This window comes from Microbacterium sp. Z11_20 (assembly GCF_057197605.1).
Genome location: NZ_JBXVOQ010000002.1, coordinates 1 through 17114 on the forward strand (window position 1 = coordinate 1; position 17114 = coordinate 17114).

Annotated in this window: 20 protein-coding genes; 11 read left to right on the forward strand and 9 right to left on the reverse strand. The window is 67.7% G+C overall.

Annotated elements, in window-relative coordinates; genetic code table 11:
* Window positions 1-21: 21 nt before the first annotated feature.
* Window positions 22-321: a WXG100 family type VII secretion target gene (locus AC2DFQ_RS04925; RefSeq protein WP_484508076.1), complete on the reverse strand. Its 300-nt coding sequence runs from the start codon at window positions 319-321 to the stop codon at window positions 22-24.
* Between the two features lie 49 nt (window positions 322-370).
* On the reverse strand, window positions 371-1702 hold the full coding sequence (locus AC2DFQ_RS04930) for a LysM peptidoglycan-binding domain-containing protein (protein WP_484533135.1): 1332 nt from the start codon (window positions 1700-1702) through the stop codon (window positions 371-373).
* 247 nt (window positions 1703-1949) lie between these two features.
* On the opposite strand from AC2DFQ_RS04930, the gene AC2DFQ_RS04935 reads away from it, so the two are divergent.
* Both AC2DFQ_RS04935 and AC2DFQ_RS04940 read left to right on the forward strand, forming a co-directional pair.
* On the forward strand, window positions 1950-2642 hold the full coding sequence (locus tag AC2DFQ_RS04935; RefSeq protein WP_484533136.1) for an NADPH-dependent F420 reductase: 693 nt from the start codon (window positions 1950-1952) through the stop codon (window positions 2640-2642).
* An 11-nt stretch (window positions 2643-2653) separates the two neighbouring features.
* Window positions 2654-3361, forward strand: a complete 708-nt coding sequence (locus AC2DFQ_RS04940; RefSeq protein ID WP_484533137.1) for a DsbA family oxidoreductase — start codon at window positions 2654-2656, stop codon at window positions 3359-3361.
* A gap of 85 nt (window positions 3362-3446) precedes the next feature.
* Here the strand turns inward: AC2DFQ_RS04940 and AC2DFQ_RS04945 are convergent, their stop codons facing one another.
* Window positions 3447-4136, reverse strand: coding sequence for an SDR family NAD(P)-dependent oxidoreductase (locus AC2DFQ_RS04945; RefSeq protein WP_484533138.1), 690 nt, complete (start codon window positions 4134-4136; stop codon window positions 3447-3449).
* Between the two features lie 24 nt (window positions 4137-4160).
* Window positions 4161-4556: an ester cyclase gene (locus tag AC2DFQ_RS04950; RefSeq protein ID WP_484533139.1), complete on the reverse strand. Its 396-nt coding sequence runs from the start codon at window positions 4554-4556 to the stop codon at window positions 4161-4163.
* Window positions 4557-4755: 199 nt separating this feature from the next.
* Between AC2DFQ_RS04950 and AC2DFQ_RS04955 the strand changes: the two genes are divergently transcribed.
* Window positions 4756-5940, forward strand: coding sequence for an MFS transporter (locus AC2DFQ_RS04955; protein WP_484508082.1), 1185 nt, complete (start codon window positions 4756-4758; stop codon window positions 5938-5940).
* 115 nt (window positions 5941-6055) lie between these two features.
* Window positions 6056-6196, forward strand: coding sequence for a hypothetical protein (locus AC2DFQ_RS04960; protein WP_484533140.1), 141 nt, complete (start codon window positions 6056-6058; stop codon window positions 6194-6196).
* A 19-nt stretch (window positions 6197-6215) separates the two neighbouring features.
* Here the strand turns inward: AC2DFQ_RS04960 and AC2DFQ_RS04965 are convergent, their stop codons facing one another.
* Together AC2DFQ_RS04965 and AC2DFQ_RS04970 are read right to left on the reverse strand one after the other, a co-directional pair.
* A complete protein-coding gene (locus tag AC2DFQ_RS04965; protein ID WP_484508084.1) occupies window positions 6216-6548 on the reverse strand; it encodes a muconolactone Delta-isomerase family protein in 333 nt (110 codons plus the stop codon).
* A gap of 89 nt (window positions 6549-6637) precedes the next feature.
* Window positions 6638-7201 (reverse strand): VOC family protein, encoded by a 564-nt coding sequence (locus tag AC2DFQ_RS04970; RefSeq protein ID WP_484508085.1) that lies wholly within the window; start codon window positions 7199-7201, stop codon window positions 6638-6640.
* Between the two features lie 178 nt (window positions 7202-7379).
* Here AC2DFQ_RS04970 and AC2DFQ_RS04975 point away from each other — a divergent pair, with 178 nt between their 5' ends.
* The 7 genes from AC2DFQ_RS04975 to AC2DFQ_RS05005 all read left to right on the forward strand — a co-directional run bounded on the left by AC2DFQ_RS04975 (window position 7380) and on the right by AC2DFQ_RS05005 (window position 14288).
* Complete coding sequence (locus AC2DFQ_RS04975; RefSeq protein ID WP_484508086.1) at window positions 7380-8426, forward strand: ABC transporter permease; 1047 nt, start codon at window positions 7380-7382, stop codon at window positions 8424-8426.
* 58 nt (window positions 8427-8484) lie between these two features.
* The gene (locus tag AC2DFQ_RS04980; RefSeq protein WP_484508087.1) at window positions 8485-9594 is read left to right on the forward strand and encodes a sugar ABC transporter substrate-binding protein; all 1110 of its coding nucleotides are present in this window, start codon (window positions 8485-8487) and stop codon (window positions 9592-9594) included.
* A 34-nt stretch (window positions 9595-9628) separates the two neighbouring features.
* On the forward strand, window positions 9629-11182 hold the full coding sequence (locus tag AC2DFQ_RS04985; RefSeq protein ID WP_484533141.1) for a sugar ABC transporter ATP-binding protein: 1554 nt from the start codon (window positions 9629-9631) through the stop codon (window positions 11180-11182).
* Between the two features lie 56 nt (window positions 11183-11238).
* The gene (locus AC2DFQ_RS04990; protein ID WP_484533142.1) at window positions 11239-11829 is read left to right on the forward strand and encodes a VOC family protein; all 591 of its coding nucleotides are present in this window, start codon (window positions 11239-11241) and stop codon (window positions 11827-11829) included.
* Window positions 11826-12989 carry an agarase gene (locus AC2DFQ_RS04995; protein ID WP_484533143.1) on the forward strand — a complete coding sequence of 388 codons (1164 nt, stop codon included), beginning with the start codon at window positions 11826-11828 and terminating at the stop codon, window positions 12987-12989. The genes AC2DFQ_RS04990 and AC2DFQ_RS04995 overlap by 4 nt, the downstream gene beginning before the upstream one ends.
* 35 nt (window positions 12990-13024) lie before the next feature.
* Window positions 13025-13438: an ester cyclase gene (locus tag AC2DFQ_RS05000; protein WP_484533144.1), complete on the forward strand. Its 414-nt coding sequence runs from the start codon at window positions 13025-13027 to the stop codon at window positions 13436-13438.
* Window positions 13439-13532: 94 nt separating this feature from the next.
* The gene (locus tag AC2DFQ_RS05005; RefSeq protein ID WP_484508092.1) at window positions 13533-14288 is read left to right on the forward strand and encodes an SDR family NAD(P)-dependent oxidoreductase; all 756 of its coding nucleotides are present in this window, start codon (window positions 13533-13535) and stop codon (window positions 14286-14288) included.
* A 6-nt stretch (window positions 14289-14294) separates the two neighbouring features.
* Here AC2DFQ_RS05005 and iolM read toward each other — a convergent pair whose 3' ends face one another.
* The 3 genes from iolM to AC2DFQ_RS05020 all read right to left on the reverse strand — a co-directional run bounded on the left by iolM (window position 14295) and on the right by AC2DFQ_RS05020 (window position 17060).
* Window positions 14295-15461: a scyllo-inosose 3-dehydrogenase gene (gene iolM, locus AC2DFQ_RS05010; RefSeq protein WP_484508093.1), complete on the reverse strand. Its 1167-nt coding sequence runs from the start codon at window positions 15459-15461 to the stop codon at window positions 14295-14297.
* Window positions 15462-15515: 54 nt separating this feature from the next.
* Window positions 15516-16256 (reverse strand): SDR family NAD(P)-dependent oxidoreductase, encoded by a 741-nt coding sequence (locus AC2DFQ_RS05015; protein ID WP_484508094.1) that lies wholly within the window; start codon window positions 16254-16256, stop codon window positions 15516-15518.
* A 108-nt stretch (window positions 16257-16364) separates the two neighbouring features.
* Window positions 16365-17060 carry an SDR family NAD(P)-dependent oxidoreductase gene (locus AC2DFQ_RS05020; protein ID WP_484508095.1) on the reverse strand — a complete coding sequence of 232 codons (696 nt, stop codon included), beginning with the start codon at window positions 17058-17060 and terminating at the stop codon, window positions 16365-16367.
* Between the last annotated feature and the right edge of the window lie 54 nt (window positions 17061-17114).

Genomic DNA, 17114 nt, shown 5'->3' on the forward strand with positions numbered 1-17114 from the left:
GGGGGGGGGGGGGGGAAGGGGTTACTTCTTCTGCAGGGCGTTGGCGAGGTCGTTATCGGTCTGCTGGAGCAGCTCGGCCGCCTTCGTCAGGTAGGTGCTCATCCCGTCCAGGCCGGAGATGGTCTTCTTCGCACCGTCGGTGAATTCGGAATAGCCCCGATCGAAGGCCACCGATGACTTGTCGGTGACGTACCCTCCGGAGACCAGGCTGTCGACGAGGCTCTTGAGCTGGGCGAGGCGCGCGTTGATCTCCTCTTCACCGGCCTTGAGACGGGTGGATGCATCCCTCATCTCGTCGTACGTGACGTTCAGGTTGGCCATGGTGTGCCTTCTTTCTTCAGGGCCGGACTGGGGCCGGCCGTCGGGGGGATCAGGAGCGGGCCGGCTCGGGAGCGCTGCGCGTTGCTGCGTAGCGCACGTCGGGGAGCAAGCCGCTGGTGAGCAGGCCGTCGCGCACGGTGAAGCGCCATAGCGCTGCGCTGAAGCCGCCTTTGACGAGCACCACCCAGGAGAAGTCGGGAGAGCCGAAGAGGCTCCGCAAGACCTCCGCCTGCGCGCGGGATGGGGTGCTCTCCAGCACAACGATGCCGCTGCCCTCCTGTTCGAGTCGGGCGAGCAAGGAATCCACGCTCCGCTCTGCGTTCTCCTCGCGTCCGCCGGCCCTGACGACCCGCTGATTGGGGTCGGACCAGGGGCTCGTGGTGAGCTCGGCGACCCACGCGTCGATCACCTCGTCGACCTCTGCGGCGGGCCCGTCGATGCTGACCGGCCCGCCGGCGCGCGAGAAGTCCAGGAGCACGCCTCCGGACGCGGTCATGCCCAGGGAGACCAGGCGCGAGAAGGATGAATCGGTGCCCGGTGGGACGGGCTGCGACTGGAGGTGCGCGAGCGACGTGGTCCACGTTCGCCCGTCGGCCGAGGCGGTCCACCCGATGGGTGCGGTGGCGGCGGGCGCCGTCAGGAGGAGGTGGACGGCTCCGTCGTCCACGGTCACCATGTACAGCCCCGGGAAGCGCACGCCCTCGCGCGCGCAGGCGGCCACGAGGATCTTCAAGGCACTGTCCACGATCCACGAAGACGAACGGTCTGCCCGAAGTGTGACGCCCCGTGCGGCGGACGTCCGGCGACGGCGCATCCGCAGCACGAGGAAGGCGGCGGCGGCGAGCGCCACGAGCGCGGCCGCGATGAGGCCCCCGATGAGGGCGACAGTGGCGGGAGCAACGGCTGCGTCGGATGCTGCCGCTCCGGGCCGCTCGGCCGGGATCGATTCGCCCGCATCCGTACCGCCGCCGGGATTCGTCCCCTCGGACGTCGCTGGGGGGAGTGGGCTGTCCGGCTGGAAATCCGAGATCGGAGGTCCCATCTGAAGTCCGTCGCCACGTGCGTCGGGCGGCATCTGCAGGATCCATCCGGGGTTCAGCACGGCCGGGTCGGTCATCGCCAGGCCGTCCGGCTGGACGCGGCCCTCGTTCAGGGCGAAGATCTCCCGGAACCGCTCTCCGTCGCCCAGGAAACGCTGAGCGATGGCGAAGAGGAACTCCGGCTCGCCGTTGACGGCGGGTTGGACCACGTAGAACGGCACGTCCTCGGCCGACGCCGATGCCGCGGCCGGCCCGATGGGGGTGAGCGCGAAGGCCGGCACCGGCATGGTTGTCAACGAGAGGGCCACGACGGCGCCGGCGACAGCGATGGCCGTGCGCACCCGCTTTCGCGGAGCGCGGGCGCGGGCAAGGGGAGGAAGATCAGCCGGGGGAAGCACTCATCCATTCACCCCCGCAGCGGCGAACCGATCATCCGTGCAACTACGTAAGCCCTACGGATGGATCCAGGGGGGAGACAGGGCCCCCTCTCCGGGGAGCCACTGCCCCGCGGGGGCCGTACTTTCGTACCATGACCGACCCGAACAACCCGCTGGGCGCGGTTCTGCGTGCCCGGCGCGAGGAGAACCCATGACGACCATCGGAATTCTCGGCGCCGGCCAGGCGGGAAGCACGCTCGCCCGCGTCGCCATCAGGGCGGGCTATGACGTCGTCATCGCCAACTCGCGCGGACCCCAGACCCTCAGAGGTCTCGTCGCCGAGCTCGGCCCCCAGGCGCGTGCCGCCACCGCGGCAGAAGCCGCCGCCGCTGGGGACTTCGCGTTCCTGGCCTTCCCGTACACGCCAAATGACATCCTTCCGGTCGAGGAACTCGCGGGGAAGGTTGTCATCGACAACAACAACTACATGGTCTGGCGCGACGGCAACTACCCGGAGGTGGACTCGGGCCTCAAGACGATCCATGAGTTGCGTCAGGAGCAGCTGCCTCGATCGATGGTCGTCAAGGCGTTCAGTCACATCCAGTTCCACGAGCGTTTCCAGATCCGCGTACCCAGCGACGCGCTGCCGGCCATCGTGCGGCTGGCCCGGCCTGCCGGCGCCCCGGACCGGAAGGCGCTGGTCGTCTCGAGCGATTACCCGGAAGCCGTCGAGCTCCTGACGCGCTTCTACGACGACCTCGGTTTCGATGCCGTCGACGACAGCCCGCTGAGCGAGTCCTGGCGCAGTTCCCCCGGCACACCGATGTGGCGCCACATCGTGGATGGGCAGAACCGCGAGGACCTCGTCCGAAACCTGCAGCGCGCACAACGCATCGTCCGTTGAGAGGAACAGAAGTGAGTTCACTCACCGCCGCATCGCGCGGCAATCCCCGAGTAAAAGTGGATGTCTGGGCCGACGTGATGTGCCCGTGGTGCTACATCGGCAAGCGTCGTCTCGAGGAGGCGGTTCGCTCGTTCGAGGCCGCCGGCTTCGGCGAGGGCCGGGCGGTCGAGGTCGAGTTCCACAGCTTCGAGCTCCAGCCGGACCTCCCGATCGGGCCGACGCAGTCGGTCTTCGACTTCAACGTCGAGAGCAAGGGGATGAGCGAGAGCGAGGCCACCGCGCTTCTGGCGCGCGTCACGGTGCGCGGCCGGAGCATCGGGCTCGACATCAACTTCGACACCGCCCTGCTCACCAACACGTCTCTGGCCCACCAGTTGATCCACTACGCCAAGGCGCGCGGGAAGCAGCCCGAGGCGGAGGAGGCGCTGTTCGTCGCCTACTTCTCGCAGGGTCGCAACGTCTCCGACGTCGAGACGCTCGGGCAGATCGCCGACGAGCTCGGCCTGGATCGCGCGGACGCCGTCCGGTCCATCGAAGCGGGGGAGTATGTGGACGCTGTCCACGCCGACGAAGCGGCTGCCGGAGCCTACGGGATCACGAGCGTCCCCTTCTTCGTGATCGACGGCAGGTACGGGGTGGCCGGCGTGCAGCCCACCCAGCTCATGGCGGATGCGCTGCAACAGGCATGGTCGGAGAGACAAGTCTCCCCGTCCGTCTGACCACGTCGCGCGGTGAGTCGACGCGAAAACGCCCGGAAGAGATTCTCTCCCGGGCGTTTCCGTCAGGTTCACGCGTGTCCGCTGACTACCAGGGCAAGATGCCGTGGTCGTCCTGCAAGGTCCCTGTGGGGCCGTCGGGAGCGAGGGTCGCCAGTCGGACGACAACGCGCGCGCTTTCGGCAGCCGGTCTCCCGTCGACCTGCAGGGCGGCCGTCATCTCCGTGGCGGTCGTGCCGGGTTCCACGGCGTTGAACTTGATCTCGGGATAGGCCTTCGCGTACTGCACCGTCAGCATCGTGATGGCCGATTTGGATGCGGAGTACAACGGCAGTGCGACGGCGTACTCCGGTCGCTCCGGGTTGGTGACGGCCCAGAACGACCCCGCGCTGCTGGACACGGTGACGACGGTGGGGTGGGCGGACGCACGGAGGAGAGGCAGAGCCGCCTCCGTCACGCGCACCCAGCCCACCGCGTTGGTGTCGAAGACCCGGAGGGCCGTGGCGGCATCGATAACCCCGTCGCCGTGGATCCCCGCGTTGTTCACCAAGACGTCCAGGCGCGGTTCGGCCGCCGAGATCGTAACGATGGCGGCGTTCACCGATGCGTCGTCGGTGACATCGAGCGGGACGAACCGCGCACCGATGTCGGCCGCTGCCCTTTCCCCCGCCGCGATGTCGCGATCTCCGATGTAAACGGTGTGGCCCACACCCAGAAGCTGCTTGGCGGTTTCGAGGCCGATGCCGCGAGCTCCGCCGGTGATGAGTGTGACGGTCATGGTCGTCGATGCCGGTTCCGGCTGTCAGGCCGCGAGCTGCCGCTTCATGGTGCCGGCGTCGTGGAGCGCCGTCATGTGGATGAAGCGGCCGTCACGCACCTCGTAGATGGCGTACTCCGTGATGGAGAACGACTTGCCCGAGGCCGGGACGCCGAGCCACTCCGTTACGGGAGTGCCCGTGTTGGTGAGGCGCGCGGCGAGACGGTCACCGTCGAACAGCAGTTCGTGCAGTTCCCAATGGAGGTCGGGAACCGCCTCCACGTCGGCCTTCTGCACGGTGAGGAGCACATCACGGGTCGCCGGTACGCCGTTCAGCGTCGTGGTGTCGTTGATGAACTCATCCATGCCGTCGAACTTGTGGGCGTTGAGGTCCGCGATATAGCGCTCGTACCAGCGACGCATGGTCTCGATGTCAGACATGTTGCTTCCTTCTTCTTCTGTTTTCCGTGCCCGGGTGGGGCAGAAGACAAGCTACGAGCGCCTCCCGGGCTCAACCAGCTCCCCGTGTATCCGGGGGTTCAGCAGGGCCCCTCTCCCGCGGAATCGAACCCGTCCGGGTGCGGTTCGAGCGGTGGATGGCAGCAACCCGCGCCACCCTATTCACACTCAGGAGAAGAAGTTGACCACCGCAAACTTGTCGACCGAGCGGTCGACCCCGCACAAGCCAGCGTGGGGCGGCGTCGTCGCACTCGGCGTCGCGATCTTCTCGTTCGTCATGGCGGAGTTCCTGCCGGCGAGCGTGCTGCCCCGCATCAGCGACGACCTCGGAATCACCACGGGCACCGCCGGGCAGATGGTCACGGTGACGGCCCTCGCCGCAGCGTTGACGGCTCTGTTGCTCCCGGCGATCCTGCCGCGCGCCGATCGCCGCCGCGTGATGATCGTGCTGACGGCTCTCGCAATCGTCTCCGACCTTCTGGTGGCCATCGCGCCCAACTTTGAACTCGTGATGCTGTCGAGGATTCTCCTCGGCGTGGCGTTCGGTGGATTCTGGGCACTGGCCACGGCCGTGGCCGCTCACCTCGTGAGTGCCGACCACCTGGGCCGCGCGCTGACGATCATCAACACCGGTGTCGCGCTCGCCACCGTCATCGCGGTTCCGCTCGGGGCGTGGCTAGGCGAGTTCTGGGGATGGCGCGGCTCGTTCATGCTCGCCGCGGTCGTGTCGGCTGTCGCTCTCATCGCCCAGTTGGTGAGCCTTCCGCACGTGACGCCTGCTCAGAGCCACGGTCTTCGTGCTCTCGGTCGGGTGCTGCGTTCGGGCACGATGCTCGCCGGGCTCCTCGCGATGCTCCTGATCTTCGGCGGCCACTTCAGTGGGTTCACCTACATCCGCCCCGCCGCCGAGTTCATCTCCGGAATCGACGCCGGCGGTCTCGCCCTGCTCCTGGGCATCTTCGGTGTCGCCAACCTGGTCGGTGCGGCACTGGCCGGACCGCTGGCGGATCGCGCTCTGCGTGTCGCGGTGCTCCTGTTCCCGGCCCTGATCGGTCTCGGACTCCTCGTGGCCCTGGTGCTGGGTGGATCGACGCTCGGGCTGTTCATCGGTGCGGTGCTGTGGGGGATCGGGTTCGGGGGCACGCCGACCGCGATGCTCACCTGGGGTGCGCGCGCGGAACCGACGCGCCTCGAGCAGGTGGGTGGCCTCATCGTCACGACCTCCAACGTCTCAGTGGCGGTCGGCGGTGTGGTCGGCGGCCTCCTCGTAGACAACGTGGCCGCCAGCGGGCCCTTCGTCGTGGGTGCGATCGCCGTCCTCGTGGGTGCCGTGCTGATCACCAGCCTGCGCATCGGCAAGAGCTGATCTCCCGCAGCCCGAGGAGGTGAGCACCCGGAAGCGGTTGCCCACCTCCTCGGGGTCTGCCCCCGGCTCAGTGACGGCTGGAGTAGGTCCGAGCCGCAGAAGGTTATTGCTCCTCATGGGAAACACGCAGCCATTCGCCCGGGTCCGCTGTTACTGCGATGCCGAGAAGCTCATGATGCTCGCCGCAGCCGCGCCCGGCGTCGACAGGTCGGCCCTGGCCCGAGACCAGCACGACGTGGCCCTGGCTCAGCGCTGACCAGGACGGGCGCTTGCGCTCAGCGCTCCGCCGTGACAGCGGGGTGGACGGGGCGAGAAGCTTCCACCTCGGTGCCGGCGTCGGCGGGATGCCGCTCCGTCTCATGCACGGTGATCTCGGTGAAGGAGCGCAGCGGCAGAGTCGCCAAGATCGCATCCAGTTCCGCCGTGTTCCTCGCGCGCCACAACCCCCAGGTGACCCAGCGACTCGGTACGCCCCACACGCGCAGCAGGGAGCCCTGCCCCGCCAGCGCGGCGAGGGACTCGCGAACTCGCCGCCGGAGATGGTGCACCTCGGATGGCGAGACCCACTCGGGGATCTGCACCTCCATGCGCACGAGAAATTCATTCATCGTGGTCAGCCTCTGCCCCAGCGGAGACGGTCTTCTCCGCGCCCGTCTTCGGGGCTGTCGCATCACCCATGCGGCGTCCCCTCCCCGCCTCAGACCGTGCGGCTCTCGGCGCGCGCGGATGGGCGCTGCAGGAGTTCGATGGTGATGCCATCGGGGCCCCTCAGGTAGCACGCCCAGCCGCCGGCATTTATCCCCGCGGTGATCGCGACAGGCTCCGAAAGGGGGATCGCGCCCCGCGCCGTGACGCGGGCGAAGACCGGACGGATGTCGGGCACGAGAAAAGCCAGATGCATCGCGCCGGGCTGGGGGTTCCGCAGGGCGAGCGGCGCGAGTTCGGGCTCGTCATAGGAGATGAGTTCGACGACGTGGCCGCTCCTGGGCCGCGGGCCATCCGTGAAACGCAACTGAGCGATCCGGAATCGAGCCTCGGGCTCGCCGACGAGAAGACGCGAGTAGGCGTTGTCCTGCACCTGCACGTGGACGAGTTCCATCCCGAAGCAGGAGGTGAAGAAGTCGATCGCCGCGTCCAGGTCGCTCACTGTCAAGCCGACATGGAAGACGGACACACCGCTCACGGTCTCGTGAGGAGAGTCGCTCGAGAGGTCGTCGAGGCCGCCGCCAACCGCGCCGTCGCGATCAGAAATGTTATGCATGCCACAATCACTTTCACGTCAGGTGCGAAGAATGCACGCCCGGATATCATGGAGCTTATAGGTGTACTAACCGCTTGGAGTATATGAACCCCGCTTTGACGACTCATAGGGGATTCGTATACTATGAAGTCATGAGTGGGACCCGCTCGTAACAACGGCGTACGAGATCGAGGGAGAGATGGATCAGACTCGAGGTACTACAGCGGCACCGACCGACACGTTGCCGACTGTCCGCACCGACGCGCCCTTCGGCCGTGACCGACAGCAGACGACGCTGCGCCGGCTCTTGTCGTTCGACGAGCTCGGTCCGCTGCTCGCCCTGCTGGCGCTGGTCCTGATCATCGGTGCGTTTCAGCCCCGCTTCCTCGATGAGGACGTCCTGCTGGCCACGCTCCGCACCGCGTGCCTCGTCGCAATCACCGCCTACGGGATGGTGTTCCTGCTGGCGATGACCGAGATCGACCTGTCCGTCGGCGGCACCTACGCCGTGGCGATCATCCTCGCGGCGGAGTGGATGACGTCGATCGACCCGTGGATCGCGGCGGGACTGGCCATTGTGGTCGCGATCGGTCTGGGCGCGATCAACGGCCTCCTCGCGAACATCTTCCGCGTGCCGGTGATCATCATCACGCTGGGCACGTTCACGGCGTATCGCGGTCTGGTCCAGGTGATCACCGGGGGAAGCCCCGCCACGGGGTTGCCGCTGGATTCGAGCTTTTTCAGCGTGCTCGGCGAGAACGTGCTGGGGCTGCCCGCCGCGGCGTGGGCGGCGCTCCTCCTCGGCGTCATCCTCACCTTCATCTTCAAGAAGACGCGCTTCGGCGCCATGGTTCGCGCCAGCGGCTCGAACTACCAGGCGGCGGAGTTCTCCGGGATCCCCACGCGGCGCATCCGGCTGTACGCGCTCATGCTCACCGGCGGTCTCGCCGGAGTCGCCGGCATCCTGAGCCTGGCGTACTACCAGGGCGCCGACCCGTCGGTCGGGGTGGGCTTCGAGATGCAGGTGATCGCGGCGGCCATCATCGGTGGAACGGCGATCAGCGGAGGCACAGGCACCGTGCCCGGAGCCCTCATCGGAGCACTGATCGTCGCGGTGATCAACAGCGGCATGGTCTTCTTCCGCGTCGACCCGAACTGGACGAGCTTCGTCACGGGCGCCGTGGTGGTCATCGCCGTCTGCTCGGATGCGGTGCTCCGGCGTCGCCGCGACGCACGGCGCCGCTGATCGGCGACACGCCTTCCCCCAGATCACGCACGAACGAGTCAAAGGAGAACTCAGACGCATGAATAGGAACAACTTCGGTAGGACGACGCGCACTCTCGCCGGCCTTGCCGCTCTGACGCTCACCGCCGGCCTCGCCGGCTGCGCCAGCGACAACGGGTCGGAGGCCGGCTCGGGCGGAGGCGACGGGGAAGTCGTCGTCGCTATGACGGTGCTGCACACGGCCGCGAAGTACTACCAGGAGGAGATGCAAGGGGCGAAGGACTTCGGTGCGGAGGATGGCAACGTCGACCTGACCGTCACCGGACCGCCCGCCTACGACGCTGAGATCGCCCAGAAGCAGATCCGCGACCTTCTCGCGACTCAGCCGGATGCGGTCGGCTTCACCCCGCAGCCCCCCGACCTGTGGGTGCGCACGATGAAGGATGCCGCCGAGCAGCTGGACGGCAAGGTCATCGCGTTCAGTGAGCGCCCCACCTCCGCGGAGGAGGACGCCGCCGCCGCCGCTGTCAAGACGACGGTCGGCTACAACGACCGCGGCCAGTCGAAGGCGCTCATGGAGGCGACCATCAAGGAGGCGGGCCTTCCGGAATCCAGCACCGGCACCGTGCTTCTCGGCCCGTGCACGGCCGACACGACCGGAACCGTCGCCCTGCGGCTGGCGGGTTTCGTCGACGCCGTCGAGGAACTGCTGCCCAACGCCAACGTCGTGACGGTGGTCACCGCCCCCTCGGTCAAGGAGAACCAGGACCGGTGGTCGTCTGCGCTGACGGCCGAACCCGACGCCATCCTTGCCGCCGGCACCTGCGAGCCCGATGGCCAGAGCCTGTACCGCCTGAAGAAAGAGCGCGGATACGACTTCGCTCTGGGCGCCATGGAACTCACCGCCGAGGGTGTGGCGGGTCTGGAGGACGGCCTGGTCACCGCCGTCCAGTCCGCCAACACGTGGCTGATGGGCTACACCACCGCGCGCATGCTCACCATGGCCGCCCGCGGCGAGGAGCTTCCGGAAGGATTCGTCTCGACCGGTGGCTCGCTGTTCACGCCGGCCAATGTGGATGAGGTCGACATGCGCGAGAACGACCCGGCGACGTTCTACCAGCCGCTCGTGGACGAGCTGTTCGCCGACGGAATGCCCAAGGCTGCTCCGATCACGGACGCCTGGAAGTAATCGGAATCATCGAAGCGACGTCAGCGAGGACCTCATGTACACGGTCAGAGATCTACACAAGACCTACGGTGGAGTGAAGGCCCTCGCTGGCGTCGATTTCGATATCGCCCCCGGCGAGGTGCACGCCCTGCTCGGTGCCAACGGAGCGGGAAAGTCCACCCTCATCAAAGTCCTCGTGGGAGCGGCCTACCCCGACGAGGGCACGCTCGAACTGGACGGCGAGCCGGTGAGCTTCTCGAACACCCGGGATGCTGCTCGCCGCGGCGTGGCGATCGTGTCGCAGGAGCTGACGCTCTTCCCGCACCTCGACGTGCTGCAGAACCTCTTCCTCGGCCGCGAACCGCTCGCCGGTGGCATCTCCATCGACCGCGGGGCCATGCGCCGCCTGGCCGCCCCGGTGCTCGAGGCGATCGGGCTGGACCTGGACGTGAGTCGCCCGCTCGGGACTCTCCGCCTCGGGGAGCAGCAGCTCGTCGAGATTGCGCGTGCGCTGTTGGAAGACCCGAAGATTCTCATCCTCGACGAACCCACCTCCGCCCTGCAGGCCGCCGACACGGAGCGGCTTCTCGGCGTCGTCCGCAATCTGCGGGACCGGGGCGTCGCCGTCGTGTACGTCTCGCACTTCCTCGAGGATGTCTTCGCCGTCGCCGACCGCATCACCATCCTGCGGTCGGGAGAAGTCGTCGTGCCGCGCCGGCCGCGGGAGGAGATGACGATCTCACAAGCCGTGCAGGCGATGCTCGGCGAGACGGCCGTCCAGGAGAGGCAGTCTCAAAGCTCCGCCGCTTTCAGCGGCGCGTCGGCGTCGGCGGGACCCCTCATCCTCGAGGGCATCGCCGTTACGGGCATGCTCGAGCCGATCGATCTCGTCGCCAGCCCCGGTGAGGTGGTCGGTCTGGCGGGTCTGGAAGGATCCGGTGCGCGGAGCGTGCTCGATGTCGTCTTCGCACTGCAACGCCCCAGCCAGGGCCGCATCACCCTTCCGGGCGGTGGTCCCTGGCCGCGGACGATGAACCGCGCCGTGAAGGCCGGGATCGCCTACATCCCGGCCGATCGAAAGCGTCTCGGCCTCATGCTCGACGTGTCGATCGCCGAGAACATCAGCACGGTGCGCGGCGGTCCGCTCAAGCGCATGGGGATCGTCCTCGGGCGCGGGGCGATGCGACGCAGGGCCGAGCATTGGCGTCAGACCCTCCGGATCGCGATGGCCACGCCTGAGCAGGCGGCGGGCTCGCTGTCGGGCGGCAACCAGCAGAAGATCGTCTTCGCCAAGTGGCTGGAGGCCGATCCGTCCGTCATCCTGCTCGACGACCCATCGCGCGGCGTGGACGTAGGGGCCAAGGAAGAGATGCACGCGGTCATCGCGCAGATGGCCGCCAGTGACAAGGTGGTCCTCTACACCTCGAGCGACCTCGAAGAGATGGCCGCGGTCTGCGATCGCGTGCTCGTCTTCCTCGGCGGCCGCGTGGTCGGTGAGATCGCCGGTGACCGCCTGTCCGAAAGCGTCCTCATGGAGGCCATCAACGGCGGAGACGTCGGCCAGCCCGGCGCGCTCCAGCCCGTCCCCGCGCTACCCGAGAGCCTGTGACCGCCATGACGGTCGGCTCTGTCCTGCCCGCATCAACCGTGAAACGGAGCACCGCCGTGACTTCCTCCATCGACGTCGACAGAGCTCAGGTCGGGGCCATCCTCGGTCGGCCCGTCCACCACATCGGATACGCGGTGGCGAGCATCGAGGAGACGGTGGAGTTCCTCACGGCCACCGCAGGGGCCGGTCCGTTCTTCCTGATGCCCAACATCCGCATCGCCCTGCTCCGCAACGCGCGCGGGCCGATCATCTGGGACCACTCGGCGGCTTTCGGCCAGTGGGGTGGGGTCTCCGTCGAGCTGCAGGAGGTGCATCGACTCGAGCCGGCCGACGCGCTCGGTGCTGCGTACCAGCGAACCACCGGCATCAATCACGTCGCCTACGTCACGGATGACCTCGCCGCAGAGCGGGCCCGTCTCGAAGACATGGGGCTGGAGTTGCTGTTCGAAGCGTCCAACGGACCGCACGACTCCCTGCTGTTCGATGCGCCCCTCCTCGGGCACACGATCGAGGTGCACCGTCCCTTCCCCATGTTCAACGAGTTCTGGTCGTCACTGGCCGTCGCCGCCGACGGTTGGGACGGACGGGATCCGTTGCGTCCGGCGCCGCGCGAGCTGCAGGAGACGCTCGGGAACACGAATCTGTGACCGTGATGGCACCCGAGCACACGGACACGACGCGGTACTTCCAGCTGGCCGACACCGACGGGCGATGGGCATTCACCGACCTGGCGGGTGAACCGTTCTTCAGCCTGGCGGTCAACCATGCGGATGAGTCGAACCTCAAGTACCTCAGCAATTTCGACATCTGGCGGGAGCGGTATGGGTCGCGCGCGTCGTGGATCACGCGAGGCGTCGTTTCCGACCTGACGAGCTGGGGGTTCAACACGATCGGGTGGACGACGGAATGCGTCGCGTTGGGAGAGGTGAAGGTCAACGATTACGACGCACCATATGACGCCCGGCACTCACCGCAGTGGGCACGGGCCGACTTCGCCACCGCGGGCATGCCGTACTGCATCGCCCTGCCGGTCGCCGCGTTCGAGGAGTGGAACCTCCACCCGGCCTTCCCGGACGTCTTCTCGCAGGAGTGGCAGCAATGGTGCGACTACATCGGCAGATCGCTCGTGGCCGACCACGCCGATGACCCGCTGCTGGTGGGCTACTTCTTCGTCGACATCCCATCGTGGCGCACGCATGCCACCGGCGCGTACTTCCCCGGGCAGCAGCCGGGCGATGAGGTCGCACTGGCCGCGGTCGCGAAGCGGTATTACCAGAGCATCCACGACGCCATCCGTGCGTACGACCCGCACCATCTGATTCTCGGAGACCGGTACAACGGCAACGTGGGTATCCCCGATGTCGTGCTGGATGCCATGGCGCCCTACGTGGACGTCCTGTCGGTGCAGTACTTCCCGGATGCCGACCGCGCAGGGCGTAGGCGGATGCGAGACGACCTGGCCCGATGGCATGAACGCAGCGGGAAGCCCGTGCTCATCGCCGACATCGGCAACTGGTGCGCCACGGCGCACAATCCTCAGCGCGCGAGCGGACTCGCCGACCAGCGCGCCCGGGCCGATGACTACATCGCCGCATTCGAGGCCGTGGTCGACGAGCCCTGGCTCGTCGGATGGCACTGGTGCTCTTATTCGGAGAACTACAGCCGGGGGTGGGGGCTCAAAAGCCCCGAGGACGAGCCGTACGACGACCTGGTGGCACCGATCGCCGCCTTCAACGCCACGGTCGCCGGCCGTGTTTTCGGCCACAGCCCGCAACGCCGACCCCCGCGTAACCCGGTTCGAAACTGACGCTCTCGTAGCTCCCCATTGAGCCGGCGGGCGCCGTGGCCCCCGGAAAGGACATCATGGTCGCCGACGACCTTCGGAACTTCTATCACCGCTACATCACAGTCCTCAATGCGCACGAGGCGCATCGCATGGACGAATTCGTGCACGAGCGCATCACCCTTCACGGTGAGCCGAGCACGCGACAGGCAGTCGTGGAGCAGCTCAACAGCATCCTCGACGCCGTTCCCGACATGCACTGGGTCACGCAGGAGATCGCCGTGGACGGTGAACGCCTCGCCGCGCGCCTGATCAATACCGGCACCCCGTCCAAGACCTGGCTCGGGGCGGAGCCCACAGGCAGGTCGTTCGAGATCGTGGAGTTCGCCGTGTACACGATCCGAGACGGGAGATTCCTCCACCTTTCGTCGATGCACGATGCGGAGACGCTGCTCACCCAACTGGCCCCCTGACGTACTTCTCCTCCCTCGGATCGCTGCCGCCTGGTCCGGCGGCGCACCAACCAATAAGCAACCAAGCAACCAAGCAACCAAGCAAAGGAATCTCATGACCGATGAACTGAACGGAAAGGTCGCCCTCGTGACCGGAGGCGCCCGCGGGTTGGGAGCGGCCACGGCCGTCGCGCTCGCCGAGCGCGGAGCCGACGTGGCCATCAGCTACGTGGCGTCGGCCGAGAAAGCCGGCGATGTCGTGCGGCTCGTCGAAGCGCTCGGCCGCCGAGCGATCGCCATCCAGAGTGACCAGGCCGACCTGACCGCCGCGGGGCCGCTGGTGGACGCGGTGATCTCCCACTTCGGGCGGCTCGACATCCTCATCAACAACGCCGCCATCACCGTCCAGGGGCAGAAGGTGGACGACCCGCAGCTGCGGGGGAAGGACCTGGACCACCTCTGGCACACCAATGTGCTCGGAGTCGTGGCCGTCACGCGCGCGGCCTCCCGCGTGATCGCCGACGGTGGCCGGATCGTCTTCATCGGTTCGGCCATCGCCAGCCGTGTGGCCTTCACGGGGGTCGCCGATTACGCCGGCAGTAAGGCCGCCATCGCCGGGTACGCCAAGGGCGTCGCGCGTGACCTCGGCCCGCGAAACATCACCGTGAACGTCGTGCAGCCGGGCGTCATGCCCACCGACATGGCCGCGGATGCCGCACACAACGTGCCATCGACGATGATGGATTACCACGCCATCCGGCGCATCGCCGAGCTGGACGAGGTCACCTCGACCGTGTGCTTCCTCGTCAGCCCCGGCATCGGCTATATCAGCGGCAGCGTCCTGGACATCGCCGGCGGCTTCCACATCTGAGGTCCGCTACGCGGGCAGCCCCTGCGGATGGATGAACAGCTTGGCGTCGCGTCCGGTCGCGGCGCGGTCCATGGCCGCGATCGCGTCCTCGAGGGCGAACCGCCCGGTGATCATCGGCGTCAAGTCCAGTCGTCCGGCGGCGTGCAGGGCGATCACCGCGGGGTAACCGCCGCCGAGGTGAGCCACGGCGCCGTGCATCGACGCGGAGCGGAACATCAGGGGATTGGTGTCCATCGGAAACGGCCCGTTGTTGACGCCGAGGACGACGATCTTGGCGCCGACGGCGATGGAGGCGAAGATCGCCGGCATGACGCGTGACCCGGCGCCGCTGGCATCCACGACCATGTCGACGCCGACCCCGCCCGTCTGATCCATCAGCCAGGACGCGGCGTCGCCGGAGGTGGGGTCGAACGTCGCCGAGGCTCCCAGCCGGGTGGCGATGTCGCGTTTGACCTTTTCCGGCTCGAGGGCGAGAACTTTCCCCGCGCCCAGCGCGCCCGCCAGTCCGACCGCCGCAAGCCCGATGGGTCCGCAGCCGAACACGGCGACGGTGTCTCCGGGGAGGAAGCCGCCAGCGCGCGCGACCATGCCGTTGTAAACGACCGCACCGGGCTCGGTCAGTGCGCCGACATCCAATGCGAATGCTTCCCCGTACCGCTCCGCGACGGCGGTCAACGGCCAGCAGTAGCGTTCCTCGGCGACGGACATGGTCGCTGTTCCCCCGTCGAGGGTGATGCCGCGGTCCTCGATGTTGTCGCAACTGCTGGGGATGCCGCGCAGGCACGGCCGGCAGCGTCCGCAGTTCACCTGTGCCTCGACGGCCACGAGGTCGCCCGGTGCGACGCGCGTGACGGCGCTGCCGACGGCGATGACCTCGCCAGAATATTCGTGCCCGATCGCAATGGGTACGCGCGACTGCGCCGGATGATTGAGATACCCGTCCGCGTCCGGGACGTACATGTGCACATCCGACCCGCAGATCCCGCACACCCGGTTGCGAATGAGGACGTCGTGCTCATCCCTGATGGCCGCATCGGGCCGTTCCCCCACCGCCATCCGCGGGTTGAACCACACCTGATTGCCGTGGCGCGCCCGGCGGGAGCTCTCCTCAGCGGCGGTGACCTCGTAGCCTGCCCTGGGCTTCCATTGGGCCGTCAGAATGAGTCCGCGCATCGCCGGTCCCTCCCTTTCGTTGTCGTTGTCGTACCCGTGCCCGCGTTATCGCGCTCAGGACCCCTGAAGTCCGCCGTGGATCCCGAGGTCTTCCCCGGTGACATAGGTGGCGGCGTCCGAGACCAGGAAGGCGACGACCTCGGCGACCTCGGCGGGGGAGCCCAGGCGCCCGAGCGGGATCCGGCTCTCCCACTCCTGCCGGACGGCATCGGGCGACTCGGCCCCCTGGGCCGTGCGGGCGACGCGGATACCCTGAAGCATGGGGGTCTCCACGAGCCCCGGCGAGACGCAGTTCACCCGGATTCCCGATTCCGCGAGCGCCACCGACGTCGACCTCACGAGTGAGACGATCGCCGCTTTCGAGGCTGCGTAGTGGGCGGCGAGAGGGCGTCCCGCGCGGCCCGCCGTGGACGAGAACAGCACGGCGCTTCCGCCGCCGGACCGAGCCATCTGCGCGGCCGCGGCCTGGAGGAGGAAGAACGCAGCGCGGATGTTGACGGCGAACACCCGATCGAAAGCGTCGGGGGTGATCCGGTCGAAACGTTGGGTGTCCATGATGCCGGCGGCGTTGACCAGACCGTCGAGGCGGCCGTGAACGGAGACAGCATCGTGAAGAGTGGGGGCGATGGCGTCGACATCGGTGAGATCCAAGGTCGCCCAGCTGCCGCCGCGCGGGGCCGCACCCGAGTGGCGATCGATGCCGATCACGGTGGCTCCGCGGGCGGTGAGAAGGTGCGCGCACGCTTCCCCCAGCCCGGACGCGGCGCCGGTAACGGCGATCACCTTGCCTTGCATCGCGTGCTCCTTCGCTCGTGATCACCGGCCAAAGTATGCCGTGACAGCCGAAGTATATCTTCTACAGCGGCGTGTGCACCCGTGGGTTCTCAAGGGAGCCTGCGCGCTCTACCAGGGCACGATCCCGTGGCGGTCGGTGAATGTTCCCGTCGGCCCGTCCGAACCGATGGTGGCCATGGCGACGATCGCGTCGGTGCCCTCTCTGACGGTCTGCGGGCCGCTGTGATCGTTGAGATCGGTGGCTGTGTAGCCCGGGTCGATGACATTGACCCGTACCCCGGGGAGCGCGCGCGCATATTGCGTCGTGAGCATGACAACCGCCGATTTGCTCGGCGCGTACGTCACATTGTTGCTCGCGTTCTCGTCGCGGGTGGGGTCGCTGGTCAGAACAATCGATCCCTGGCCACTCGCGACATTGACGATGACAGGCGCCGCGCTGTCGCGCAGGAGGGGAAGGAACGCGTTGGTGACGCGGACCATGCCCGCAACATTCGTGCGCATCACCTCCTCGACGTCATCGCCCGTCGTGTCCTCGACGGCGACCGATCGCCCGAAGATGCCGGCGTTGTTGACGAGGACATCGAGCCCGGTGCCTGCCTGGCGCACCGTCTGGACCGCTGCGTTCACACTCTCGTCGTCTGTGACGTCAAGGCGAACGAAGCGGGCGCCGATCGCATCGGCCGCCTCGCGGCCGCGCTCCGAATCGCGGGCGGTCACCCACACATCGTGTCCGAGGTCGATCAGGCGTCGGGCGGCTTCGCGGCCGAGTCCCCGGTTGGCTCCGGTGATGAGCATCGTCGTCATGGGCGACATCGTACGTGCACCCGGACTGGTGCCGTCGACAGAAGCCTCCCTGAT

Bases quoted from the DNA above. Each gene is read 5' to 3' on its own strand.
- AC2DFQ_RS04925 (WP_484508076.1), bottom strand. From the start codon at position 321: ATGGCCAACCTGAACGTCACGTACGACGAGATGAGGGATGCATCCACC.
- AC2DFQ_RS04935 (WP_484533136.1), top strand. From the start codon at position 1,950: ATGACGACCATCGGAATTCTCGGCGCCGGCCAGGCGGGAAGCACGCTC.
- AC2DFQ_RS04945 (WP_484533138.1), bottom strand. From the start codon at position 4,136: ATGACCGTCACACTCATCACCGGCGGAGCTCGCGGCATCGGCCTCGAA.
- AC2DFQ_RS04950 (WP_484533139.1), bottom strand. From the start codon at position 4,556: ATGTCTGACATCGAGACCATGCGTCGCTGGTACGAGCGCTATATCGCG.
- AC2DFQ_RS04960 (WP_484533140.1), top strand. From the start codon at position 6,056: ATGGGAAACACGCAGCCATTCGCCCGGGTCCGCTGTTACTGCGATGCC.
- AC2DFQ_RS04965 (WP_484508084.1), bottom strand. From the start codon at position 6,548: ATGAATGAATTTCTCGTGCGCATGGAGGTGCAGATCCCCGAGTGGGTC.
- AC2DFQ_RS04970 (WP_484508085.1), bottom strand. From the start codon at position 7,201: ATGCATAACATTTCTGATCGCGACGGCGCGGTTGGCGGCGGCCTCGAC.
- AC2DFQ_RS04975 (WP_484508086.1), top strand. From the start codon at position 7,380: ATGGATCAGACTCGAGGTACTACAGCGGCACCGACCGACACGTTGCCG.
- AC2DFQ_RS04980 (WP_484508087.1), top strand. From the start codon at position 8,485: ATGAATAGGAACAACTTCGGTAGGACGACGCGCACTCTCGCCGGCCTT.
- AC2DFQ_RS04985 (WP_484533141.1), top strand. From the start codon at position 9,629: ATGTACACGGTCAGAGATCTACACAAGACCTACGGTGGAGTGAAGGCC.
- AC2DFQ_RS05005 (WP_484508092.1), top strand. From the start codon at position 13,533: ATGACCGATGAACTGAACGGAAAGGTCGCCCTCGTGACCGGAGGCGCC.
- iolM (WP_484508093.1), bottom strand. From the start codon at position 15,461: ATGCGCGGACTCATTCTGACGGCCCAATGGAAGCCCAGGGCAGGCTAC.
- AC2DFQ_RS05015 (WP_484508094.1), bottom strand. From the start codon at position 16,256: ATGCAAGGCAAGGTGATCGCCGTTACCGGCGCCGCGTCCGGGCTGGGG.
- AC2DFQ_RS05020 (WP_484508095.1), bottom strand. From the start codon at position 17,060: ATGACGACGATGCTCATCACCGGAGCCAACCGGGGACTCGGCCGCGAA.